The sequence below is a fragment of the Agathobaculum desmolans ATCC 43058 genome (assembly GCF_000701665.1).
GTDB classification, from domain to species: Bacteria; Bacillota; Clostridia; order Oscillospirales; family Butyricicoccaceae; genus Agathobaculum; species Agathobaculum desmolans.
This window is the reverse complement of record NZ_JNJN01000018.1, coordinates 1-24,319: the sequence shown is the minus strand read 5'-3', so window position 1 is coordinate 24,319 and position 24,319 is coordinate 1. Positions and strand designations below refer to the sequence as shown.

The 24,319-nt window shown below is 49.9% G+C and carries 20 protein-coding genes and 2 pseudogenes; 2 read left to right on the top strand and 20 right to left on the bottom strand.

Going from position 1 to position 24,319, the window contains the following annotated elements:
* Positions 1-19: 19 nt before the first annotated feature.
* Together T363_RS16790 and T363_RS14485 are read right to left on the bottom strand one after the other, a co-directional pair.
* Positions 20-91 (bottom strand): annotated as a pseudogene (locus tag T363_RS16790) (zinc-ribbon domain-containing protein); the annotation flags it as partial.
* Between the two features lie 44 nt (positions 92-135).
* The gene (locus T363_RS14485; protein ID WP_242840239.1) at positions 136-624 is read right to left on the bottom strand and encodes a serine/threonine protein kinase; all 489 of its coding nucleotides are present in this window, start codon (positions 622-624) and stop codon (positions 136-138) included.
* A gap of 441 nt (positions 625-1,065) precedes the next feature.
* On the opposite strand from T363_RS14485, the gene T363_RS15070 reads away from it, so the two are divergent.
* Together T363_RS15070 and T363_RS0106140 are read left to right on the top strand one after the other, a co-directional pair.
* Entirely contained in the window at positions 1,066-2,163 is a 1,098-nt protein-coding gene (locus tag T363_RS15070; protein WP_031474254.1) for an S-layer homology domain-containing protein, read from the top strand.
* A gap of 16 nt (positions 2,164-2,179) precedes the next feature.
* The gene (locus T363_RS0106140; protein ID WP_169737576.1) at positions 2,180-2,605 is read left to right on the top strand and encodes a helix-turn-helix domain-containing protein; all 426 of its coding nucleotides are present in this window, start codon (positions 2,180-2,182) and stop codon (positions 2,603-2,605) included.
* A gap of 177 nt (positions 2,606-2,782) precedes the next feature.
* Here the strand turns inward: T363_RS0106140 and spoIVA are convergent, their stop codons facing one another.
* The 18 genes and pseudogenes from spoIVA to T363_RS0106040 all read right to left on the bottom strand — a co-directional run.
* Complete coding sequence (gene spoIVA / locus T363_RS0106135) at positions 2,783-4,258, bottom strand: stage IV sporulation protein A (RefSeq protein ID WP_031474250.1); 1,476 nt, start codon at positions 4,256-4,258, stop codon at positions 2,783-2,785.
* A gap of 14 nt (positions 4,259-4,272) precedes the next feature.
* The gene (locus T363_RS0106130) at positions 4,273-5,748 is read right to left on the bottom strand and encodes a DUF3794 and LysM peptidoglycan-binding domain-containing protein (protein ID WP_031474248.1); all 1,476 of its coding nucleotides are present in this window, start codon (positions 5,746-5,748) and stop codon (positions 4,273-4,275) included.
* A 471-nt stretch (positions 5,749-6,219) separates the two neighbouring features.
* Positions 6,220-6,732 carry a dCTP deaminase/dUTPase family protein gene (locus T363_RS0106115; RefSeq protein ID WP_031474246.1) on the bottom strand — a complete coding sequence of 171 codons (513 nt, stop codon included), beginning with the start codon at positions 6,730-6,732 and terminating at the stop codon, positions 6,220-6,222.
* A 25-nt stretch (positions 6,733-6,757) separates the two neighbouring features.
* Positions 6,758-7,249: an anaerobic ribonucleoside-triphosphate reductase activating protein gene (gene nrdG, locus T363_RS0106110; protein WP_031474244.1), complete on the bottom strand. Its 492-nt coding sequence runs from the start codon at positions 7,247-7,249 to the stop codon at positions 6,758-6,760.
* Complete coding sequence (nrdD, locus tag T363_RS0106105) at positions 7,249-9,369, bottom strand: anaerobic ribonucleoside-triphosphate reductase (protein WP_031474242.1); 2,121 nt, start codon at positions 9,367-9,369, stop codon at positions 7,249-7,251. Before nrdD ends, nrdG begins: the two co-directional genes overlap by 1 nt.
* A gap of 120 nt (positions 9,370-9,489) precedes the next feature.
* Positions 9,490-10,869 carry a sensor histidine kinase gene (locus T363_RS0106100; RefSeq protein ID WP_051643129.1) on the bottom strand — a complete coding sequence of 460 codons (1,380 nt, stop codon included), beginning with the start codon at positions 10,867-10,869 and terminating at the stop codon, positions 9,490-9,492.
* On the bottom strand, positions 10,866-11,579 hold the full coding sequence (locus T363_RS0106095) for a response regulator transcription factor (protein WP_031474239.1): 714 nt from the start codon (positions 11,577-11,579) through the stop codon (positions 10,866-10,868). The genes T363_RS0106100 and T363_RS0106095 overlap by 4 nt, the downstream gene beginning before the upstream one ends.
* Positions 11,580-11,842: 263 nt before the next feature.
* A complete protein-coding gene (locus tag T363_RS0106090) occupies positions 11,843-12,160 on the bottom strand; it encodes a magnetosome magnetite crystal formation protein family (protein WP_051643128.1) in 318 nt (105 codons plus the stop codon).
* 35 nt (positions 12,161-12,195) lie between these two features.
* On the bottom strand, positions 12,196-13,332 hold the full coding sequence (locus tag T363_RS0106085; RefSeq protein ID WP_154658755.1) for a hypothetical protein: 1,137 nt from the start codon (positions 13,330-13,332) through the stop codon (positions 12,196-12,198).
* 580 nt (positions 13,333-13,912) lie between these two features.
* The gene (locus T363_RS0106080; RefSeq protein ID WP_031474233.1) at positions 13,913-14,344 is read right to left on the bottom strand and encodes a hypothetical protein; all 432 of its coding nucleotides are present in this window, start codon (positions 14,342-14,344) and stop codon (positions 13,913-13,915) included.
* Positions 14,345-14,624: 280 nt separating this feature from the next.
* On the bottom strand, positions 14,625-15,650 hold the full coding sequence (locus T363_RS0106075; RefSeq protein ID WP_078096935.1) for a putative ABC transporter permease: 1,026 nt from the start codon (positions 15,648-15,650) through the stop codon (positions 14,625-14,627).
* Between the two features lie 117 nt (positions 15,651-15,767).
* Entirely contained in the window at positions 15,768-16,151 is a 384-nt protein-coding gene (locus tag T363_RS0106070; RefSeq protein ID WP_051643127.1) for a RidA family protein, read from the bottom strand.
* 1,049 nt (positions 16,152-17,200) lie between these two features.
* Positions 17,201-17,968: a class I SAM-dependent methyltransferase gene (locus tag T363_RS0106065; protein ID WP_004010385.1), complete on the bottom strand. Its 768-nt coding sequence runs from the start codon at positions 17,966-17,968 to the stop codon at positions 17,201-17,203.
* A 50-nt stretch (positions 17,969-18,018) separates the two neighbouring features.
* Positions 18,019-19,938, bottom strand: a complete 1,920-nt coding sequence (tet(W), locus tag T363_RS0106060; RefSeq protein ID WP_031474227.1) for a tetracycline resistance ribosomal protection protein Tet(W) — start codon at positions 19,936-19,938, stop codon at positions 18,019-18,021.
* Between the two features lie 372 nt (positions 19,939-20,310).
* Positions 20,311-21,498, bottom strand: coding sequence for a plasmid recombination protein (locus tag T363_RS0106055; protein WP_228275371.1), 1,188 nt, complete (start codon positions 21,496-21,498; stop codon positions 20,311-20,313).
* A gap of 446 nt (positions 21,499-21,944) precedes the next feature.
* Positions 21,945-23,099 (bottom strand): helicase RepA family protein, encoded by a 1,155-nt coding sequence (locus T363_RS0106050; RefSeq protein ID WP_031474225.1) that lies wholly within the window; start codon positions 23,097-23,099, stop codon positions 21,945-21,947.
* Positions 23,100-23,102: 3 nt separating this feature from the next.
* Positions 23,103-23,423, bottom strand: a complete 321-nt coding sequence (locus tag T363_RS0106045) for a plasmid mobilization protein (protein WP_004010381.1) — start codon at positions 23,421-23,423, stop codon at positions 23,103-23,105.
* Between the two features lie 3 nt (positions 23,424-23,426).
* A pseudogene (locus T363_RS0106040) lies at positions 23,427-24,008 on the bottom strand (site-specific integrase); the annotation flags it as partial.
* Between the last annotated feature and the right edge of the window lie 311 nt (positions 24,009-24,319).

Genomic DNA, 24,319 nt, shown 5'->3' with positions numbered 1-24,319 from the left:
CCACCCTTACATTCAAACTATGTGCACAATAAGGGCAAAAGGAAGCTTTCTCCGGCAAATCCGCTCCGCAATGCGGGCATATTCGGTTCATTGTTGGTTCCCCCTTACAGCGCTGCCATAAGACGCTGCACTTTTTTATAACGTTTTTGCGGATTTACGCGAGTGCAGCGCTCCACCTGCCATCTGTTTGGACGGGTGTCTTCCGGTCAGCATCACATTGATCAATACGCCTACCGAATAAATATCCGCACGCGCATCCGACTGCGACAGCCCGAACTGCTCCGGTGCGGCAAAGCCCACGGTGCCCAGCACCTCGGTATCCGCCGGCAGTTTGGGTTTATACATCCGTGCGACGTCAAAATCGATCAAAACCGCTTCCTGTCTGCGCAGAATGATGTTCTCCGGTTTGACATCGCGGTGCACCGCTCCCATCGTATGCAGCACCCAAAGCGCCTGACACACCTGCGTTACGATCACGCGGGTCTGTTCTGCTGTCAGCACGCCGCCCTGCAGCAGGTAATCCAGCGTATCGCCTTCGATATATTCTTCCAGCACCAGCACTTCATCCTGCCCTGCCGCAACCTCCATAATTTGCGGCAAAAAGCAGCAGTTATAATGCAGCAATTTGCAATATACTTCTGCGCTTCCGACAGTGCGCCGTAATATAAACCGTTTCCCCGTGGCTTTGTGCCGGATCAGCGATACGCTGCCGCGGGGACTTTGTTTTAATAAACGCCGCACATCAAATTCTTCCTGCAATGCATGCAGCAACCAGTTGTAAATGCCAATCACCCTGCTCTCTCCATATCGGCTTTACTATGCAAACAGCATATTGTTTTTATCGATAAAGTGCTTATAATGAGTAGGTTTTCTCCCGGGAATCAAAGGTTTTTTTGGATTTACCTGTCTTTACAGCGAGAAAAAGGATATTTTAAGCGATATAATTTCTTTTTCCGCAATATCGGCTGCGCCTATCCATGCAAAAATTGTTTGATTTTCCGGAAGACAGTTGACTGCAGCAACTGAAAATTATCAGCACACGCACAGGTAAAAGGAGGAATTATCATGAAAAAAAGATTGATTTCCGCAGCATTGGCTTCTGTGATGGCCTTATCTACGCTGCCGTCCGCTTTTGCTGCCAATGCAGGGCTTTCCAACTTTGAACGCACCAAGACCTATACAGACGGACAATTCACCGATGTTTCCGCCGCTGCTTGGTATGCAGAATATGTAAAAGACGCCTTTGAACTCGATCTTGTCAGTGGCAACAGCGATACGACCTTTAACCCGAACGGCAATCTCACTATTGCCGAAGCAGTCGTTTTGGCATGTAATCTGCACAATATCTACTATGCGGAAGGAAAAGAGTTTACGCAAGGCAATCCGTGGTATCAGGTATATGTAGATTATGCCGTCGAAAAAGGCATCATCAGCGCCGGTGCATACAGCAGCTATACTGCATCTGCAACCCGTGCTCAGTTTGCGCAGATCCTCAACGCGGCACTGCCGGACGACGCGCTCCGCGCCATTAACACGATCACAAGTATTCCGGATGTATCTGCCTCTTCTTCGGAAGCATGGACCAAGGCCGTATATCGCCTGTATAACGCAGGCGTTATTTCGGGCAATGATAAATATGGCACATTTGCACCTAAAAATACAATTAAGCGCAGCGAAGTTGCTAAAATTGTTACCCTTATGGCAGATGCATCCCTCCGTACTGAATTTACGCTTGCGGAAAAGCCGCCTGAGGGAGGCACGCTCAGCAATGCCAAGGTGCAGGAAATCTGCCTGCTGGCCGGCAGCGAAGCCGGGGTTGCTTCGGTTGCACAGGCGAGCGCATCGCTCTCCTGCATGAGTGCGCAAATGAGTGCTGGATGGAATTTTAACCGCTATTTCTCTGCCAAAATGGATATGTCACGCACCATTGGCGAAGCAATCGACCATGCCCGCGAAGCGCTTCGGTTATATGGTAATCATGTTGAATTTTCCAAACCGCGGGCAACCATAGATCAAATTATTTCCTTGTACTGGAAAATCCAAAGCAATGCCATGTCAGACGTTGCTGCGCTGGAGGCTTGTGAACCTCTGTTTGACGAAGCCACGGCTCTGTGGGAAACGCATGACGAACAGTTAAAAAAGATTCAACAGATGTATCGTTGATATGGGAGGAGACGATTTGCACGTAAAATCGACAGATGATTTGGGTCAGGAGCTGATGGAAGCGCCCAACATTGACAGCTATATTCGTGCACACGAACCGTTTTTCCTTGACCTGAGCGTAACCGAGCTGCTGGAGCATATTTATGCAAAGAAATCTATTTCCAAAGCTGCATTGGCACGCAAGTCCGGTATGAGCGAGGTGTATTTGCATCAGGTATTTTCCGGACGCCGCAAGCCATCCCGCAACCGTTTGCTCTGTTTATGTGTTGGGCTGGAAACAACATTAGAGGAAACGCAGCGCCTTCTCAAGCAAGCCGGTTATGCGCAAATCTATCTTCGCAACAAGCGGGATGCTATCATCAGCTATGGCATTATGCACCATACCCCGCTTAACGAGATCAACGACAAACTGTTTGATGAAAATGAACCAACTTTGTTTTAACCGCATACGAATACAATAGTACGGCTGCTATGAAGCGCAGCGCTTGCCATTAACTGGTGAGCGCTGCGCTTTCCGTCTTCTATATCGCACTAAAACAGGAAAAAGTCAGGCGCATGTCCTGACTTTTTCTTTCTTCTCGTATAGACCATTGTATAGCGGGCGATTCGCTGCCGCCTGTCAAAGAATAATACAGATCAGTCCGCCGGCACTTTCGTTGATGATCTTTTCCAGCGTTTCCCGAATCTTCGATCTTGCGTCGTCCGGCATACGGCTCAGCTTATGAGAAAGCTCTTCCCGCACCAGTTCATTGAGTGATTTTCCGAATATATTGGTATCCCAAATTTTTTCAGGCTGTTCCTCGAATTCGCTGAGCAGATAGTGCACCAACTCTTCCGACTGTTTTTCTGTCCCCACAATCGGACTGACTTCCGCTTTGATGTTCGCGCGCATAAGATGGATCGAAGGCGCCGAGGCCCGCAGCCGCACACCATATCGGCCACCCTGCCGCACGATTTCCGGCTCTTCGAGCGTCAGCTCATCGACCGACGGCATTACAATGCCATACCCGGTTTGATATACCTGATCCAATGCCCCGCGCAGGCGTTCATACTGCTGCTTGATTTTTGAAAAGTCATCCAGAACAGCAATTAGGTCTGCGGCATCCTGTATACGAATTCCGGTCTGCTCTCCGACGATTCCATAAAATACACTTTCCGGTATTTCCACCCGCACACGGGCTTTGCCGCTTCCCAGCGACATCCACTCGATATCCGATCGCCCAATATACTGATTTTCCGTCAGCTTACTGCACAAAGTGCGCACATCCCGCATCCGTTCTCCGCCTGTTATAGCGCTGCGGATACATTGATAAACGCTGTTCTGCACCGGATGTCCGACCGGCAAAGAACTGATGTAGCGCGGCAGAACAAAGCCGATTTCGCAGACCGGAAATTCGTACAGCACCCGCTTGAGTAATTCTGTGATCCCCTTTTCATCCAATTCGGCGCAGTTCACAGCAAGCGGTTCAATCTGGTAGTCATTCCTCAGCTGTGCGCAAACATCCTGTGCAGCCTCACTTTGCGGATCGGCAGAATTAACCAATACAATGAACGGTTTTCCCAGCGCAGTCAGCTCTTCGATTACCCGCTTTTCCGCCGGTGCATAGTTGGCACGCGGAATTTCAGTAAAGCTGCCGTCCGTTGTCACTACAAGGCCGATAGTAGAGTGTTCATCGATCACTTTGTGCGTACCCAACTCCGCGGCTTCGGCAAGGGTCATCGGCTCTTCGCGCCACGGGGTGGATACCATACGGGGGCTGTCTTCTTCCATGCTGCCCAGCGCACCTTCTACCAAATACCCTACGCAGTCCACCAACCGAACGCGGCAGCTTCCTCCCTCAGGCAATGCGATATCGGCTGCTTCCTCCGGAACAAATTTTGGCTCAGCCGTCATGATTGTGCGGCCGGTCCCGGATTGCGGCAACTCATCACGAGCCCGTTCTCTTTGATAGAGATTCTCCATTCCGGGCAAAACCATGGTTTCCATAAACCGCTTGATAAAGGTGGATTTTCCTGTGCGCACCGGTCCAACTACGCCGATGTAGATATCTCCGCCGGTCCGCGCACTGATCTGGTCATAAATTTGATTTTCCATATGTTCCCTGCCTTTCATACCTGAATCGGAATCAGCAGCATGGTTTGTGAAACCTGTTCGGTTTCTTCCGACAATCCGTTCACGCTGCGGATCGCCTTTACTGTTGTGCCGCAGTTTTTTGCAATATCCCACAACCGCTCCTCTTGGTCAATGCAGCGAAGCACCAAAGTGACACCATCGGCAGGGCGGGATGACTCCGTCGGTTCCAAAGTCATAATATGACGGAACATGAGACGTTCCTCTGAGGCCACCAAGCCAGAGGCGGTAATGGTCAGCAGCAATCCCTTTTCCCCCGCCGGCGAAGCATGTGCGCGCAGATCAATGTCAGACAGCTCTCCCGCCGCCGCACAGGACATCGCAACCGGCAGCAGGCGATGCAGCGCACAAATCTTTTGATCATCACTCAGATATAGGATCTGTATAGCAGCGGTGATCTGCAATTCTTCCGCCGTGGAACGTTTAACACCGCAGCAATATGCCTGTGCTGTGATTACATGGGATACGTGCTGTGCGGTTTGCAGATTTTCCGTTGCTTCACAGCTGAACGGAAGCTGCGGGGGCATCGTGCGGAAAGTTGTTTGCTCCTCCTGCAACTGCAAAGCCTTGCCTGGCAAATATAGATCATGTATCATTTGCAGGCTGCGTGTCCGGCGCAGGGTGATGAGTGCCGATGCTGCGACCGTGTAGGAAAGCAGCCCATCGGCATCAATTCTGCAGTCTGTGTCCTGTGCGGTCAGACAGGCTTGAACGGTATCCCCTTCTTCCGCTTCCGGTAGCTCGAGAATTTGTGTAAACGGGGTGCTGTTACTCAGCACACGCACAGCGCCATCTTCCTGCAAAGCCAAGCATTGGATCGCCGCTTCTCCCTTCAGCACGATTTTTCCATGCATTGCCCGGCATTCCACCGCGCGAAATGCGCATGCTGTATGCAGCAGCGTCAAATCAGAAGCATCTGACAAATTCACATCATCCAGCACCGTAATCGCGTAGCTGCGTACCTGTTCGATCAATGTAACGGGATACGCTGTGCGCAGCAGCTCAATATCAGGCAAATCGATCTGCTCGGTCACCTCGCATGCGGTCTTGCTGTATCCTTCGGTTGAAAAACAGAGCTGAACACTGACATTGACCTTGCGGCTGTTGACCGCAGTAGCTTCTATCACTGCCGGACGACATGCCACCGAACATACAGTATCGGTTTCCAGTCCATCACACTCTTCAATATGGGCAAAACTGACCGGAATGGTCAGCAGACGCGGGCTGCCGCCGTTTTCCGGCTCATACAGTACGGTTGTCTGTACAATACCCGAGAGCAACAGACGTCCGCTCTGTGGTGTCTGGTCCTTGACAGATATCGTACCATAGGCACAAATGATGCGGCTGACATCCGGGAAGGTATCCGGCACAATGGTATCTGCGCTTTCTGTGCAGGTAGAGATCCGTGATAGCCGCTTATCATAATAGCAGATGCTTGTTTGATTCAGTTCCATTTGATGCTGCCTCCTTTATTTCACTGCTGCTCCTGCATTACCATATGCTGCGTCATGCCGGGATATGAAGAATGCTGCGGTTTTATCTCCGGGGGTGGCAAGCAAAAACGGCGTACCGCATCCATGTGCGGCCGCCGCTTTTCCTGATTATGTGATATGAAATAATCGACACAAGATACCTCTCAGATATTTCGGACTTTTCCAAACAACCACTTTCATCATAACAGGATACCTCCTATCCGTTTCGAAAAAGTACAATACCTGCCGCGATCAGCGCCAGTGACAGCAGCCAAACCGGCAGGCACGTCGGCAGCAGGCTGCCCAGCAAAAGTCCCAGTCCCATGCAAAACACAGCAAGACCAATTACTTGCCCACGGCAGAACATTGCGCATCACGCTCCTACTACCAGTATAGTACGGCATGGCAAAATGCGTGCAAGAAAAAAACCGTCTGTACAGACGGTTTTTTCCATCATTTTTCTGTTGTACTGCCAAATCCACCTTGTCGGATCCCATCCGCATCATCATCCTCTGTGATGCCAAATGGCAGAAAAATCCCCTGTGCAAAGCCTTCACCCGCCGCAATGGACAGTGTCTTACCCTGTCGGTTTGCATTGGTCATTTTAATAAAAATATGCCCCTCATTGTCGGCAGTAAAATAATCACTGTCAATGATGCCCACAGTATTATCCATTTGCAGCCGGTATTTGAAGCCCAGTCCCGAACGGGGGTACAGCTGCAAAACCCACCCTTCTGCAATCTCTGCACGAATCCCGGTCGGAATCTTGATGGTTTCATGCGGTACCAGAGAAAAAGATTCGGGGGCAAAAAAATCATATCCCGCCGATCCAACCGTAGCGCGACGCGGCAGACGGATTCTTTCATATACAATCTTAGCCTCTGCCAAGGAGTTTCCGGTTTCTGCACGCCAGTCCTCAATAAATTGTTTCTCAGATACCTTATGGAATTTTGCAATTTTCTGCATTTGTGTTCAGGCTTCCTCTCTGTGTTTATTCATCTATTAAAACGATTTTGTGCTGCTGCAGCGTAGCCGGTACATCAATCAGCCGTTGGTTTGCACTGCCGCGCCAGTGAAGCTGCGGATCGGCCTGCGCCTGCATGAAACGGCCATCTACCAGAACATCCACACAGGAAAGCAATGATAATTCGGCGATCTCTTCCCACCGATATCCGGTATACAGCCAAATGGTCTTACCGGGAAAGCGCTCCCGGATTTCCCGGCACAAAGTGCCGATAGCTTCACGATTGCCCGGAAAGAGCGGATCGCCGCCGGACAGCGTCACTCCTGCCACATAATCCTTGTCCAGTTCGGCAAACAGTTCATCCCGTGCCGCCGCATCAAATAGAATCCCACCCGCAGCATCCCACGTAATTGGATTATGACACCCCGGGCAGGCGTGACTGCATCCGGCCACCCAGAGCACAACACGCAGCCCCACTCCATTCAGCATATCATCTTTGGTGATATTATGATACCGCATTACATGCTTTTCCTTTCTGCGATCTCTGCCATTTTTGCATCATTCAGGCGAGTATCCCCCTTCACACGTGAATAGGACAAATAGCCGTTCATACGGTCGATCTTGGTCAGGTTGCGGCTGCCGCACTTCGGGCAAACATCCATATTTAACTCCTCATGCCCGCAGTCATCACAATAGGAGAGCGACAGGTTCACACCTTCATAGTAGCCCAGCCGCATCGCACGACGCACCAGCGAACGAATGGCTTCCAAATTATAATCGATCGGATATTTGACATACTGGATCTTACCGCCGTTGCACAGGTTCCAGAAGCGCCCTTCCAGATCCTGCTTTTCAACCGGCGTCAGGTCTTCGGTCACATGGCAGTGGAAGCTGTTGGACACATACGGCCGGTCGGATACTCCTTCGATGATACCATACTTTTTGCGAAACTGCTCCACCTGCAAACCGCACAGGCTTTCGGCCGGGGTACCGTAGATGGCATACAGGTTTCCGTCTTCCTTTTTGAACTGCATTACCTTTTGATTGATATATTCCAATGTTTCCAAGGCAAAATTGCCGTCCTCGACGAGTGATTTGCCGTTATACAACTCCTGCAGTTCATTCAGCGCCGTGATGCCGAAGGAAGCCGTTGCTGTTTTCATGATCGGCTTAATCTTATCCGAGGGTTTCAGATGGCCGCCGTAGAATCCGCCCTCGCAGTACGCCAGCGGATTGGTGGACGCGCGCATTTCGCCCAGATAAGCATAGGTGCGGATATGCAGTTTACGGATCAGCTCCAGATAATAATCCAGCACCTCGTGGAAGGGGCGGTTTTCCTGCTGTGCCTTTGCATAAATCATGGGAAGATGCAGCGAAACCGCACCGATATTCCAGCGACCGACAAAAACGGGCTTGTCCTGCTCATCCGCCGGTTCCATGCCGCCGCGCTCATACCACGGGGACAGGAACGCGCGGCAGCCCATTGGGCTGATGATCGCGCCGTATTTCTTATACATACTCGGCACATAGCCTTCTCCGGTCAAGCTGAGCCAATCGGGATACATGGCCTTAGACGAACACAAAATACCGGCTTCAAATACATCTTCAAGCGGTTTGCCGGGGCCATGCAGGTTTTCATCATACAAAAATACAATTTTAGGGAACAGGACAGGCTTTTTCTGACCCTTTTTCCCCTGCCCCTTGCGGCGCACGTTAAGCATTGTAATAGATGCCAGCTTCGCAAAACGTCCGGTACCGGTACCCATAGTCATGGTAATAAAGGGATAGTCACCGCGGCTGGACGCGACCGTATTGAACTTATATTCCCAGCCCTGAAATCCCTGCTCGAAATCATTCAAAATGTCAGCCATCACTTCTTTTTCCACGGTTTCAGCATCCAAACCAAGGCGAGCATATTTTTCAGTCAGCATTTTGTAGCTGCGCTCCGCATATGGCTCAAGCAGCAGATCGACCGACGGTACGGTAAAGCCGCCGTACTGCTGGCTGGCCGCAGAAAGTACAATGTCGCCGATCACGTCAAACGCTACATTCAAAGTTTTCGGCTCGTTATACCAAAGATTTCCCATTTCAAAGCCGCCCTCGAGCACGTGCTTTACATCGAACAGGCAGCAGTTCATCGTGTCGCGGCGGGCAGACATATCGTGCACATAAATATAGCCATCCCGGCAGGCCTGCAGTTCTTCGGTATTCATGAAAAATTTCTGATACAGTTCTTTATTAAGCTGATTAAAAATTAAGCTGCGTTTGGTAGAAACCAAGGCAGAATCCGTGTTGGAATTTTCCTTATCTCCAATATACATGATGGACTGGCTCTTTTGATAAACGCTGTCCAACATGCCGACAAAATCCTGCTTGTAATTGCGGTAATCACGGTAACTCTTGGCAACTTCCGGGCGGACCGCTTCCAGCGCAGCTTCTACAATATTGTGCATCTGCCAAATCTGTACTTCGGTCAGCCCATGCTCACGGATATAACTCTCCACATGATCGCAGATGGCTTTGAGCTCATCCTCCGTAAAGGTATACAGCACTCGGTTTGCAGATTTATTAACAGCGATCACAACTTTTTGTATGTTAAATGCTTCTTTGGTATTGTCTTTTTTGATAACGCGTACCATAAACTATCCTCTCTTCTCTCCTATTTGGTGGCGAGACTTATTATAGCACACCATATATGGTATTGAAATAGAGAGATGAGAAAAAAATATACAAAAAGAAACTTTTAAAATTGACTGTTTTTATCCACGTTCCGTCTCCCGATAAACCGGAAAGGAAAGCTCTGCCAGAAGTCCCGGATTCCGGTTGATAAACCGAACCGCCCCTCCATGTGCATCAACGATCTGCCGCACCAGAACCAATCCCAGCCCATGCTGCGGCAGCGATTCTCCCGCAGGAGCATATAACAGCCGCAAAGTCGATTCGGATAAGCCGCTCCCATCATCCGCAATGATGATACGCCATGTTTGCTCATCTGCTTCCAGACGCACTTGGATCTGCACCTCTCCGGTATTGTGCAGGGCGCTGTTGCGCAGCAGATTTTCAACCGCACGCAGCAGCAGGGTTTCATCTGCACACACGGTCAAATGGTTAAGCGCAGGCGGAATATCAACCGCAATCCGGATTCGTTCATCCGCCAACCCATTCAGCAATTCGGCTGCGGCTGCACGCAAAAGCGTTGCTGGATGAAATGCAGTCACATGCAGCGGCTGCAATTCATATTCCAGCTTGGACGCCAAATTCAAATCGGATACCAGCCGTCCAATCCGCTGGCTCTGCTCCCGAACGATCCTTGCTTTTTCCCGTGTTTCATGCGGCAAAGCGGCATCCGCTTCCATCTGCGCTGCATTTCCCTGCACCAGTGCCAGCGGTGTACGAATATCATGTGAAACGCCGGCAATCCATTCGGTACGGGTGCGATCCCGCTTTTGCAGCAGGGTGCGTTGATTCAACAGCTGATCGGAAGCGCGGTTCAAATCGGCTGACAGCGCGCGAAACACACCACGTTCCGATAAACGGGTCATTTTCCCCTGTGCAAGATCGCTGATGCCCTGTGCCAGCGGCAAAGCTGCACGATACATGCGCCATCCCAGCAGCAATGCCAACAGCAGTGCGGCACATAAGTTGAGCAGCAGTGCCGCAGGAATCCACACCTCAGCATATTGCAGCATGGTCATTGAGGATTCCATCATGTACTTCCATTGACTGCCCGGCTCACCGGCCAGCACCAGAAGACCGTCTTCGTCGCTCCAAACCGTGACCGGATAATCATTTAGGTACCATCTGGAAAACCCAGCAATGTCCGAAGCGGTATACACTTGCGGCAGCTCGGGCGGCATGCGGTCGCTCCAAATTACCTCTCCACTGTCGTTGAGCTGCATAGCCCAGGCATAATGCTCCTGCAGAACAGGCCAAACCGCTTCCGCCACAGTGATCTGCCCATTTTCCTGACGTTCAATCCCGGCAGCAATTTTTTCCACCGGAACATACCGGATTGGTTCCGCATGCGCACTGTTCAGAACAAATCCAACCACAACCCCAAAATTAAGCACAACAAGAATCAGTCCCACGCCAACCGCAGCGCCAATATAACGCCCAAGGATACTTGCAAGCCCTTTCATACTGATTTCTCCCGTACCAGTTTATAGCCCAGTCCACGCACTGTCAGCAGCCATCGCGGCTTGGAAGGCGTTTGCTCTATTTTCGCGCGCAGACGGCGGATATGCACCATCAGCGTATTCTCATAACCAAAGGTGTCATCATCCCATGCGGCACGGCACAACGCATCGATTGTAACAATATTCCCGCGATTATCCGCTAATTTGCGCAAAATAGCATACTCTTTTGCGGTAAGCGACAGCACAGCATCTCCCCTGTGCACAGTGCCGCTGCCCCAGTCGATCACAGTGTCATCTAAAACCAGCTTTTCTTCCTCTGTATGCAGTACAGAACTATAAGAGCGGCGCAAAACCGCTGTCAGCCGCAAGATCAATTCCTGCGGCAAAAATGGTTTCACAATATAATCGTCCGCGCCCAGTCCCAATCCATGTAAACGATCCGTATCCGCATCCCGTGCAGAAAGAAACAGGATTGGCATATCCCGCGCACGGCGCAGCTCCTGCATCAGGGAAAAGCCGTCTCCATCCGGCAGCATCACATCCAGAAGAATCGCATCCGGTTGCCGCTGCGCTGCAACACAGCGTGCCTGTTCACAGCTATGCGCGGTGTAAACCGTGCGAAATCCTGCCTGCGACAGCATCTGTGCGATCATTCCGCAAAGGGCCGTTTCATCATCAACCACCAAAACTGAACATTCATAAATGCTATCCATACCTGCGCCTCCGGTGCGTTTACTGCAATGCATGGCTGCGGGTAATACCGCAGTTTTTCTTATTATAACATATCGTTAAACAGATGACGAAAAACGTAAGGAAATTGTAAGGTAAGCTGATGCTATTTTCTTCGTTTTGCGATCTCGGCAAAACATGCCGAACATTGATAATTTCGGGGCACAAATTAAACACATTGTGCGTTACCCAAAAAAGCGGCATCCTAAAAAGCGTACAATGCTCCTTGGGATGCCACATCGATATATTACTTTAAAAAGCCGAACGACCGAATAATAGGTGGTTCAGCTGCTTTGCCCGAGCAAATCGAGAAAAAGCAAATAATCTTGACAACAACCAAAATCAGCGCAAAGATACCACACAGGATCGGCACAAGCAATGTAAACGCAAAAATAATTGCAATAATTACAAGCAACGCTTCCACAACAACAAATTTAAGCGCTTGTCGTACATGAAATCCTGCGTACCGCGATTCATGACTGCCAAGAAGCGCCAGAATGATACCGATCACGCCCATCAGATAACAGAGCATGGCCAATACTTTGTTTTCGGAAATAATATTCATTTGGCAGCAGATGCCGATGCATTGGATACATCATACTAATTCTGACTTTCGGCCGGATCTGTATAAGAGGATGCCTGCATCAAATCACGACAGTGTTGTTCCAAATCCAATCGATGATATTCCCGGCAGATACGCAGAAGATTATACTGCAGCCCCTTTGCAAAATCATTTTGAAATATCTGTTTGGCAAAGCATTCCTCTTCCAGCGAAGAGATAAACGCTTCTGCCGTGCTCGGTGCATCTGCGCTCAGTACATCCCAGTTTAGCAGTAGTTTTTCTGCCGCCTCACGATTCGCTGCTAAAGGAAGCTTTGCAGCATCCGGCAGCGTGCGCCACATCCGGATGCCTTTTGGTGTATCACGCTCCAGCACTTCCTCTAAAATTTCATCCCAACCAAGATACTCCAGTATTTCCGGAGTGTAGTCCTCAACCTCCTCCGGAAATCCCGCCACCAATATATCCCGACAAATATCTTCATTTGCAGGAAATTCCCCCTGTGCCAAAAGCATTTTTGCACGCATTACATCAGGATGAAGCAGGATCTTTTCCTGCCAGTGCCGGTCAAATGCCTCGCGCAGTATCTCGCCACGCTTCCGCGCCGCTCCGGCTTGTTCTCTGGCATTTGTACTAAAATAGGCATAAACAGAAGCAAGTTCTGACAAGAACTCGGAAAGCCCATCCGCCTCCCTGTTATAGAATTGTTCCTGTGTCAAATGAGAAATAAGTAATGTCCAAAATGTTCCGCATGTTTCTGCCGAAAGTTCCGCTTCCTGTGCAAACACAATGCCATTTTGTACATTGGACAGTAATATATCAGCGGAATTTTCTGCACACAGCTTAGGAGTGTCCTTTAAGAACTGTTCGAGCACCCGCACACTCTGCATCTCAAAGGATACAGCCCTCTGCCGAAATCCAACCGAGATCTCATAGAGCATCACCTTGCCTAACAGCAGCTGCAATGCGGCATCTTGATTGGGTACCAAGATGCTTAAGGCATTTTTCAGGTTGTCCCAACTCTCAAACAGATCGATCTGACCAACCGGTGATATAGCACATGTAACGTGCTGTTCCGGAAAAGAACGCGGCAGTGCGCCGCTATCACCGCAGTATCCACACTCCCACCAGTCTCCGCGCAGCATTACAGGGCTGCCGCACCATGGACATCTCATCATGCATTCCTCCCGACCGTGAAGTAAGCACTTGATGGAAAAACATCGAAAAATATGTGATGCAGTCAATGTCTGCAATCGATCAAGCAGATTGGAGCAGCGAACAGATCGAAACAAGAGAAGCATCAAGTTTGCTTCTGTGCAGGCGTGCACACGCCATAGCTGACAGCTCTCCGACAAAAATTTGCGAAGTTTGTTCTCTTTGCGTTAACGTAGCAGCGTGGCATGATAACTACTGGAAGATTACCTCGATAAAAAAACTATGGATTTTACACAAACGGTACGGATGGATATGTCCATTACCAGCAAGCCATAGAACAAGACAGCCAGCCACATTTGAACAGCATCCATATGCCGCATGCCGTTCCCAAAACAAGAGATAGGCAGCAAATGCGGCATGATAGATGTTGACGAAATACGACCACGCATATTTGAATGATATCGTATATCAGGACGGCAGTTGTCTGCCATCATCTTTACGGTCATCATGTCATGCAGCAGCCATGCTTACAATTTCTGCAGCTTTTATTTCCACTATCATACCACGATAAGTGCCTGTTTGATATATATTTTGAAATCGATATCAAACTTTTCTAGTGATTTCATCCACCGAAAAAAGCTCCTCGCCCGGTCCCTGCTGCCAATCCGAACCAGAAAAGCGCAGCCATTTCCGGTTGCCGCTTCTGTAATCCTCTAATTTAAAAATACTTGTTTCATCCCACACATCTTCACCCGCAAAGGTTATTTTGCACTGTGCCCGGTAAATAACATCTTTTGTGCAGTGATCATAATAAACGCAGCCGAATAAGCCATCATCTTCTTTATGCGTATTGGGTTTTTCTACAAATGCTTTCAGACTGGCTTTATCCACAACAAAATCTGTTGGTTCCAAGCCCGCCTGCCGAATCACTTCGGTAATTTCCGGGATGATGACGATATCGAGTACTGCATACCGATCCAATACCTGCTTCTTTGCACGAAGCAATGAGTCAGAAATTTTCATACCTGTTGCCATGCGTCATACCTCATTTCTTCTTCATTCAGCACATGAGAATTGCAAAAGAGACAGGAATATATGCCTGTCTCTTTTGCGTAAGGAAGGATATCAACCAAATCTTTTCTCACTCTGTTTGTCCGATATCAGTCTATCATCGAAGTACATGCTGCGTCAAACATCTTTTTCTAAGAAAAGTAAACTTACCCAAGAAAAGCAACATAAAGTCCATCTTCAGACTAATCGGGTGGTTCATTTTGATATCAACCCTGCAGTATGGATAAACGCACATGTTTTTATGCTACTTGGCAAACTCCATATTGGCATATATAAGCTCCATGCGTTCATTCGGAAAGCGCTCATCAATCATTTCCCAGAAGCCATTAGAGGGGGGAATATCATGCACACGTTCCGACCAGCGCTGTACCGTCAGCAAAGACACCGCGGCATTAAGAACTAAGAAAATGGTTACACACCATGTGGCTATTTTTCCGAATTTATTGGGAAGCTTCAAAATCAATTTCGCCATACGCGGATAAATATCCTTGATCCACAGAACGCCTAATACTCCCCAAAAGCAGGCATACAACAGGCAAATGCGGCCATTGAGATTGAATGGCATTGCGCTGTAATCCCACGATCGGGATCCGAACAGCATTTCCTGCCCCCACGAACAGACGTACTCTACAACACTGCCAACAAGCATACTGCCCAAAAAGGATAGCCATGGACCGCGATTGCGGAATCGATACAAAGCCAAGGTCAATGCCACTGCGCCGACACCGTATAAAAGATTAAACGGGCCATAGACCAAGCCGGCGCGGCTCTCCAGATAGCCATGCCGCAGCAAGCACCAGATCGATTCCACTACTACCCCAGCGAAGCTGCCAATAAAGCAAACTAAGAGTATTTTATATGCGTTCACTCCTTTTGCGAAATAATCCTGCTGCTGTTCCTCAAGGTCAATCGTCCCGTTAGCCGGAGGATTTGGCAAATACCACTTACGGTTGCAGCTTTTTTGCACATCACTGTAACGCGCGCTCAATTCATCTTCCATCGACACCGTTCGTTGGTGTGCTTGTTTCAGACGTTCATTCACCTGCTTTAAGGTTTCAATCTGCATTTGGATTTCACAATCCAAACGCGGATCTGCGTTTGAGGCCAGTGGCTTGGTTGCAAGACTGCTGTAACTGGATTGCAGTTCCGCTTCTGCATTTTCAATGGCAGAGCACAATGCATCCGTAGCATTGAGGAGCACCTCTTGTGCAGCATCCTGCACAGGCTCTTGTACAGGAGCCGACGATTCGTCCGATAAAATATCGCGCATATAAAGTCCCTTTCTCGCTTTCTCAGTTCGTGGTATTTACAATCATTAGCATTAGACCGCAGGTCAGCCTATTCGCCGCATATTTTTCTCAGCTATGCATATCTGAGACAAGCAGGATTATTTTTTGGTTGCAATCACCGCGATCTCGATTTTGCAATTATCTGCCAATCCTACATTACCGTAACATAAACGCGCCGGTAACCTGTCTTCCGTAAAGTGCCGCACATAAGCCGTATTCATTTCATCTCGTTCAGAGAAATCCCGCAGCAACACATCAACGCGTACCACATGCTTCATATCCGACCCATACTGTTCCAAAATGGTTTTCAGATTGCTCAGCACCTGATTGGTTTCCTCTGTAACCGACCCACAAACCAGTTCTCCAGTCTGTAAATCCTCGGATACCAATCCGGACAGGAACAGAAAACGGTCTTCTACTACGACCAAATCGGAATACGGGAGGCTCTCCCCCTCCGCGAAACGGATATATTCGTTTGCCATCCATAACATCCTCTCTTTTAGCAGTCACCACACTGTTAGGCGGAACAGTGCGCTGTAATATAAGCAGTATAACATATACGCAAAAAAATGTATATCCTTGGCGACAAATCGGATATTCACCTAAACAGATGACAACAGCAAAGGCAGGCGTACTGCCTGCCTTTGCTGCCCAGTGTGGAATTGACATTAGAAAGAAGAATAATGTGATTAGGAAGTCCGATATCAGTCTATCAACTTTTAATGATTTCGTCAATCAATTTTTCGAAAAAAATTAAAATTATTCAGAAAAGACAAGCAACCATCCAATAAAAGCCTGCATCATATGGCATATGTTGATACACTCCTTCAGCAAGTATTTTTCCACAAAAATACTTACTTTCATGTTGAATAGCACAGTCAGCAATAGCCAGAAACAAAAAAACGCAGCGCATCAGTTTTATAAATGATAAGGCGAAAACACAATGAAAAGAGCTAACTGACTAATCAAAATCAGTTAGCTCTCTTTTCATAAATCATGAAAAAATGTTCCCATTTCGTTGCCACAGAGGGCATAAAACCTTAGAAAACCCAGTCATTCCGGGCTTTTCCATGCCTCTGAAATCATTCCCACTCGGCAAATTCAGATATAGTAGGGTGTATTTGAGGTGATTTCGCAGGAAAAACTTTCGCAAATATGTTAATATTCCACCTGCTATTTTCGGCTGTAAAGTTTATTAGTATCAAAATAGTATCACAAAAGGCTGGGAAATACAACAGAATTATGTGGAGCTCTACATAATTCCGGCACGGACGGACGCTGTCAGGCACAGCGGATAACAGCCTTGCAAGAGGCGTTGTACCTGCGCTGGATATATTCTTGATAGGCTTTCTGGTCTGTCATGGAAATTCCCCCTCTCTGAATAATAGTGCGGGGCGGCAGCACTCCTTGCTGTCGCTCCTTGACTGCCTAACTGCGAAACCGGGCGGGGCTGTCAACGGTGGGCGAAGCCCGTTCATCTTGACCGCCCGCTGGCTCGGCTGGCTTTGCTATTTACCCGACAAACTTGAATTTATTGTAAGGTATCACGTTTTACCTTCTTAAGCCTTACTATCATTACCATAGGAATTTCTTTGTTGGTTTTGAAACATTCTTCATAAAATCCATCAATGACAAATCCAGCTCTAAAACAAAGGTTAAAAATATCTTGTATGGAACGATGATAATAAATCTGCTCTTTCGGTTGCCCTTCAATCGCTATATCATAGTAACTGTGCGGTGTCATATATTTTTCAGTCAACGTGACAAAACAAGGGTGTTGCGTTGCAAAGACAAAAATTCCGCTTTCCTGCAACAGTTCATAAACAGCCATAAGAAGTGGTTCAATATCCGTAATATCCATAATTGCCATATTAGAAACTGCTTTCGTAAAGGCTCGATTTCTTTTTAATTCTAATATACTTTTTCTATTGGTCGCATCCGCCACACAAAATTCAATTTGTTTTGCATATTGTGATTGCCGTCTTTTAGCCAATTCTATCATTTTTTTGCTGTAATCAAAAGCGACAACCGAAGCGCCTCTTTGTGCAAGATACGAAGAATAATTTCCATTGCCACACGCAATATCCAAAATATAATCCGCAGGATTAGGAGATAGAAGTTCCGTTACTTTGGGACGCACTACCTCTCTGTGAAATTCATTAGATTCGTCACCCATTGCATTATCCCAAAATTGTGCGTTCTCCTCCCAGATTTTTTTACTTTCCTCTGTTCCCATGTTCTCTCCCACTCCCAAAATTTGCTTTTTTGCTTCCATTAAATCTTCCTTACGATATTCCATTGTTACCCTCCATAACTTCTGATTGTTGCCGTCTTGACGATTATGTATCTTTACATTACCTTCTGAAACATATGGCGCACCTTGTCCAGGCGGTTGTTTGGACGGCGGGGCTGGATGACCGGCTGGCCGACAGCGGCCTGATACCCTTTTAGCTCTGTAAGGCATACGCTCTGCCCGTTGGTGTAAAAGGCCAGATCAGTACGGTATGCCTGTATACAGCGGGCGGGAATCTCGCCAGTAAAGACAACTTCATCCTTTTTTACCTGGGCCGTTTCGATGGTGGCACAGTATTTCGGTGCATCATGATAAGCCCTGGAAAGGTATTCCTGGGGCGCATAGAGGGTGAAGGAGAGATAAGGTTCCAGCAGCTGCGTCCCCGATTCCTTCAATGCCTGTTCCAATACAATCGGGGCCAATGAGCGGAAGTCCGCCGGCGTGCTGACTGGACTGTAATAAAGCCCGTATTCAAAGCAAATCTTACAGTCCGTTACGTTCCAGCCGAACAAGCCCTGCTCCAGCCCGTAACGGATACCATCCCTGACAGCGTTTTGAAAACTCTGGTTCAAGTATCCCAGCGAAACCCGGCTCTCGTATTGTACGCCGGAGCCAAGCGGGAGTGGTGTAACAGACAGTCCGATAGATGCCCAAAACGGGTTGGGCGGCACCTCGATATGGATGGTGTGGCTGGCTGCTTTGAGCGGCCGCTCCATATAAATGACGGTGGGTTCCTTTACCACTGTTTCAATCTTGTATTTTTCCGACAGCAAAGCGGAAACGACCTCCAACTGCACCCGGCCCAAAAAAGAAAGAATGATCTCATGGGTGATGGAATCCACTTCGCAGCGCAAAAGCGGGTCAGTATCCGCAAGTTGCGTAAGAGCGTCCAGCAGCCGTTCTCTTTGCGCTGCCGTTTTCGGCGCAATCGTCGTCCGCAGCATGGGGAGAGGGGCCTCGCGCCACCTTTTACGAGGGAGCCGGGTTTGATCCCCTAATACATCGTTTAACCTCACGCTGTCGCTGGGAAGGATAACAATTTCGCCCGGATAAGCGGTGTCTGTCCGAACAATTTCCCCTTTGGATGGAATACGCATCTCTGTGATTTTCAGCTTTTCTCTCCCGGCCAGGGCCACCGTATCCCGCAGGCGCAGCGTTCCGCTGTATAGCCGCAGATAGACACGCCGCTGGCCGCAATCGGTGTACTCAACCTTGAAAACGCTGCCGCATAGGGTGGCGCTCCCCTGTTCCCCAATCGGTTGGAACAGTCCTGTCACCGCATCCATCAACGGTTGAATGCCAAGGCCCTTTTTGGCGCTGCCATGATAGACCGGAAACAGGGAGGCTTCTTGAACCCGCCGCTGTTCCTCCCGCGCAAGTTTTTCCTGGCTGATTGGTTCTCCTGCGATATACTTTTCCAATAATGCATCGTTATTTTCGATGACCGCATCCCATGCTTCTATGTCGGTATTTTCCTCCAGGACTATTTCCGGGGACAGCGACACCGTCTGCTTGATGATAATATCGGCGGAGAGCTTATCCCGAACAGACTGAACCACGCTCTGCAAATCAACGCCAGCCTGGTCGATCTTGTTGATAAAGATAACGGTGGGAATGTTCATTTTCCGCAGGGCATGGAACAGAATACGGGTCTGGGCCTGCACGCCATCTTTCGCGGAGATCACCAAGATGGCCCCATCTAAAACAGCCAAAGAGCGGTACACCTCCGCCAAAAAATCCATGTGGCCGGGCGTATCCACAATGTTAACTTTACATCTGTGCCACTGGAAGGAAGTGACTGCCGCTTGAATGGTAATCCCACGCTGCCGCTCCAAAAACAAGGTGTCCGTCCTCGTTGTCCCTTTTTCGACGCTCCCTGGTTCTGAAATGGCTCCACTGGCATATAGCAGACTCTCCGTCAAGGTCGTCTTTCCAGCGTCTACATGGGCAAGAATCCCGATATTGATAATGTTCATGTCTATCCTCCATACAAGGCCCGAATGGGCGCAAAAATCCCCAGCGGCTAATACTTTTACCGCTGGGGATCATGACTTCGGACACACAGAAACATACACGACTTACATAAGCCGCGGTCCGTCACGATATTTACTAAAAAGGCAAAAGTATTCTTAAAATTGGGTACAAAAACCAAGCCCCTGCAAGGGGCAATCATTTTTGCGCCCATTATCAAATTTTATTTAAGAATACCTTGCCGCATATTTGATAGACTCCTCAAATCAGGATAATAGCAGTATATCATAGTACGCTCTAAAAAACAAGAAATCATTTTACCGATTCCACAAATAAAATCGGAGGGTATTCACTGGAATACCCTCCGGTTTTGGTGATTATCGTGCGTCTATCCGAATTTTTGACTTTGCGGCCCGTTTCCGTTCCTTTTCGGCATGTTCCTGCTGGTAAGCTGCCTCTAATATTCTGTCCACTTGTTCTGGGCCAAAGGCCCTTTTGACCCGCTCATAGTCAGCGGAGACTTGCCGCATGGCCTTGTTTTCCAACTTGACCTCCTGCAATCGATCAGACAGGCGGATGTTGCTCTCCCTCACCCGGCCATAGTCCCCTTGCAGACGCTCAAATTTCCCCCGCAGCTCCACATAGGCCAGATACAGGGAGCGCAGCACCTTGACGATTTGGGCCAGCAGGGGCTTTGCCTTTTTCTCTCGGTAGGCCCGGCCTGTTTCCAGCGTTCCCGGCTCCGGCAAAATCTCCTCCGGATTGGCGGAGAAATCCGCTGCCAACCGCTCCATATTTTTCACCGCCGGGGCAAGTTCTTTGAGCCGCCGTTCCTGGCTCTCCACCTGGTTTTCTTTCTCCGCCTTGACCGTCTCCAGAACGGCGATCTCCTTTGCCCGCTGCTCTTTCTTGTAGTCCAGCACAGACAAGTGCTTGTCGTGGGTGCCTTTGTCCTCCCACTCAATCCCGTGGCGCTCCATGACCAGGGAAAGCTGCTCCTTTTCCGAGCGCACCCACTGGCTCCACTCTGTGTCCCCTCTGGTGCCGCCCTGGAAACCCTGGGCCGCTAACGCCTGTTTCAAAGATACCCTCGTGTCCAGCCCTCGCTTGCTCCCGGTGGTGAATGGTACAAAGTCAATGTGCAGATGGGGCGTAGCCTCGTCCATGTGGAGGTGGGCAGAGAACACCCGGAGTTGGGGGTTGCGCTCTTGAAAGCCCTTCATGTACTCGTCCAAAACCGCTGCCGCAAGCTGTCCCTCCTCGCTGTCGGCGCTCATATCATCTCGATTGCCCACTTGCAGGATGATTTCATGGAACGGCTTTTCCTGCTTGCCGGAGCGGATCTTCTCATAGTAATCCTCTATCCTTCTGTCGGCCCTGGTTTGTTTAGCGTTGTACCGTTCCAGAGCCTCGTCAAAGAGTTCATGGTACACCGCCTTGATATTCTCCTGGCAGTAGGTTATATTCAAGTGGGAGCGTTCCGGGTCAGTGTTCTTGGCGTGGAATTTTCTACTGTTATGGTTCACCGATCCTTGGCCCACCATGGCGCTGATTGTCCTTTTCAAATCAATCCCTCCTCCCTTTTCCGCCGCGCAAGCGGCGAGCCTTTGTTACTTTCTGCGAAAGTAACGCAAAAGCACTTTTGACAGCCTGACGGCCATCAAAAGCGCATTTGCGCCCTACGGGGTGGTGTGGGGGCTTTGCCCCCGGCAACTGCGGTTGCCTCCCCCAGCAGGGCCGCCCTTTGAAAAGGGCACCCTGCACCCCGCCTAAACTTTGTCACTCGCCGTTGGGCAGGGTGGAAAGGCCAGGGGCCTTTCCACCGCCCGGCAAGTGTTTTCCGTGGGCCGAAAGTCAAGGGGTACGGGTTGTATTGACTTGCGGCAATCTCCACCCGCAGGTATGCCCCCCTTGACTTTCGCCCCCGCTCCCCGTGACAGCCGTGACGACCGTGACGATGTTTTACACACCGCCTCCGCACTCCGAAAAGCTGTCACAGCTGTCACGGTCGTCACGCCTGGGGTTCCTCCAACGTGAGCTTGATACTCCGCCCGGCATGGGTTCGGGCGCTTTCATAGTGGATGTGGTACTCATAGGACAGCCGCCACGCCCGGACATTCAGCCGCATAGCCAGGGCATTGGGTTTCATATCCAGCCCCAGGGCGGCGACAAGTTCCGTGGCCGTCCCTCTCCACTCTGGCCGTTCCGCCGTTACCAGGGCGGCAACAGCCTCCAACACCGGGTCAGGCGGCTCCTGCCGCAGCTCCGTTTCCCGCCGCTCCAGCTCCCACACAAGCCGTTCCTCGTCCCGCTTGAGGTAGAGGCGCTGGTCTTGCTGATCCCGCCCAGAAATGTCCAGGGTGGCGGCGTTGTCTGCCCGCCGCTCCTTTTGGAGCAGAAAGGCCCCGTCTGCCGCACCCAATAAGCCGTTGGTGCCGGAGATCATATCAAACTTATCATCGGCCTGCTGCTTGCGGGTGTGATGTACAACCAGGAGGCAAACCCCGCTTATATCGGCAAACCGTTTCAGTTTGGTGATTACCTCATAGTCGTTGGCATAGCTGTACTTCTCTGCCCCGGCCTCCCGGATTTTTTGCAGGGTGTCGATGATAATAAGCCGGGTGTCCGTGTGTTCCCGGACAAAGCCCTTTAGCTGCTCCTCCAGGCCACCGCCGAGCTGCTTAGCTCCGATGGCAAAGAACAGGTTTCCGGTACTCTCTACTCCAAACATCCGGTACAACCGCTCCTGTAAGCGACGGTGGTTGTCCTCCAGGGCCAGATAGAGGACTGTCCCCTGGCGCACCTCATACCCCCACAGGGAAAGGCCCATACTCACATGATAGGCAAGCTGGGCCATGAGAAAGGACTTGCCCACCTTGGGAGCGCCCACAAAGAGATATGTCCCCGCATAGAGCAGACCGTCTACCACAGGAGGTCTGCCGGGGTACACCTGTTCGTAGAGGTCATTCATAGACACGGTAGGCAGATAGGCCGGGTCATTGACCCGGCTTATCTGCCGCAGGATTTCCTCCAAATCTCTTTCCGGGGGCTTGTGTTCTGTCACGCCCTCTGCTATACTTTGGTTAGGTTTTTGTGAGAGCGACTGTCCCCCGTCTGCGCCAACAGGCGGATATGGGGCAGTCGTTTTCTCTTGCAATCTATCCATCTATCAATCCTCCCTCATGCCGTCCATGATGGCGGCGATCAGCCGGATGGTGTCCAGCAACTCCCCATCCACGCCATTCCCGGCCTCGATACGCTCCAGTTCTTCCAGAACGGCGGCCAGCTCGTTCCGCAGGGCCTTATACACCCTGGGGTTGCCCTGTACCACCACATCCCGGCACAGCAGCCGTCGGGTGATGTAGTCCTGTTTGGTAAGGCCGGAGAGCCGCACAGCGGTTTCAATTTCCCTGTCCTCATCCGGGGACACCCGGAAAGCCACAGTTTTGTTTCTCCAGCGGTTGTGTCGGTCAAGATTTTTCACTGACATGATTTAGGCCCCCTTTCGCTCCATGTCCAGTTTGTCCGCCATCTCCGCCTGCCGGGTGGGGAACAGGTGGGCGTAGCGGTAGGTAATATCAATGCTTTCATGTCCCACCCGGTCAGCGATTGCCAGGGCCGTAAAGCCCATGTCAATGAGCAGCGAAATGTGGGAGTGCCTCAGGTCGTGTATTCTGATCCGCTTTACCCCGGCCTCTTTCGCACCCCTGTCCATCTCCCGGTGGAGGTAGGATTTTGTCACCGTGAAAATGCGGTCGGTGGGCTTCACCCCATACAGGCTCTTGATATAGTCTCGCATTTCTTCACAGAGGAAAGCGGGCATTTGAATGACCCGGTTGCTCTTAGGGGTCTTGGGGTCGGTAATCACATCCTTGCCCTTAATCCGCTGGTAGGACTTGGAGATGGTGACGGTCTGTTTCTCAAAGTCGAAGTCGCCAGGAGTGAGGGCCAGCAGCTCCCCCTCCCGGACGCCGCACCAGTAGAGCATTTCAAAGGCGTAATAGGAAAGGGGCTTGTCCATCATGGCCTCGGCGAATTTCAGATACTCCGCCTTTGTCCAGAACAGCATTTCCCGTCCCTGTTACTATATAGTTGCCTCGGAAATGTGGTAGCCAGCTACGAGCCGAGACATCTCGTTGCCTAAGCTGTTAGAATAGGAAGGTAATGGTCTGACCTTCTCGTCCAAGGGCTTGTCCGTCCGTGTTGAAGTCAGTCAGCCATCCTCCTATTCGCAGTGTTCGATTTGTGCAGGTAGAGCCGCGTGTTCGTGTCACCAAACAGATAGAATCGGCAATGGGTAGAATGGCTTTGTCCATTGCAATTTCTTTTTAGGAGTGAAGAACATGAACGCAGCAGGTATCGATGTTTCCAGCAGAAAGAGTACGG

Bases quoted from the DNA above. Each gene is read 5' to 3' on its own strand.
- T363_RS15070 (WP_031474254.1), top strand. From the start codon at position 1,066: ATGAAAAAAAGATTGATTTCCGCAGCATTGGCTTCTGTGATGGCCTTA.
- T363_RS0106130 (WP_031474248.1), bottom strand. From the start codon at position 5,748: ATGGAACTGAATCAAACAAGCATCTGCTATTATGATAAGCGGCTATCA.
- T363_RS0106070 (WP_051643127.1), bottom strand. From the start codon at position 16,151: ATGGCAAACGAATATATCCGTTTCGCGGAGGGGGAGAGCCTCCCGTAT.
- T363_RS0106065 (WP_004010385.1), bottom strand. From the start codon at position 17,968: ATGGAATATCGTAAGGAAGATTTAATGGAAGCAAAAAAGCAAATTTTG.
- T363_RS0106095 (WP_031474239.1), bottom strand. From the start codon at position 11,579: ATGGATAGCATTTATGAATGTTCAGTTTTGGTGGTTGATGATGAAACG.
- T363_RS0106090 (WP_051643128.1), bottom strand. From the start codon at position 12,160: ATGAATATTATTTCCGAAAACAAAGTATTGGCCATGCTCTGTTATCTG.
- T363_RS0106100 (WP_051643129.1), bottom strand. From the start codon at position 10,869: ATGAAAGGGCTTGCAAGTATCCTTGGGCGTTATATTGGCGCTGCGGTT.
- T363_RS0106050 (WP_031474225.1), bottom strand. From the start codon at position 23,099: ATGGATAGATTGCAAGAGAAAACGACTGCCCCATATCCGCCTGTTGGC.
- nrdD (WP_031474242.1), bottom strand. From the start codon at position 9,369: ATGGTACGCGTTATCAAAAAAGACAATACCAAAGAAGCATTTAACATA.
- T363_RS0106080 (WP_031474233.1), bottom strand. From the start codon at position 14,344: ATGGCAACAGGTATGAAAATTTCTGACTCATTGCTTCGTGCAAAGAAG.
- T363_RS0106045 (WP_004010381.1), bottom strand. From the start codon at position 23,423: ATGTCAGTGAAAAATCTTGACCGACACAACCGCTGGAGAAACAAAACT.
- nrdG (WP_031474244.1), bottom strand. From the start codon at position 7,249: ATGCGGTATCATAATATCACCAAAGATGATATGCTGAATGGAGTGGGG.
- spoIVA (WP_031474250.1), bottom strand. From the start codon at position 4,258: ATGGAAAATCAAATTTATGACCAGATCAGTGCGCGGACCGGCGGAGAT.
- T363_RS0106085 (WP_154658755.1), bottom strand. From the start codon at position 13,332: ATGATGAGATGTCCATGGTGCGGCAGCCCTGTAATGCTGCGCGGAGAC.
- T363_RS0106075 (WP_078096935.1), bottom strand. From the start codon at position 15,650: ATGCGCGATATTTTATCGGACGAATCGTCGGCTCCTGTACAAGAGCCT.
- T363_RS0106115 (WP_031474246.1), bottom strand. From the start codon at position 6,732: ATGCAGAAAATTGCAAAATTCCATAAGGTATCTGAGAAACAATTTATT.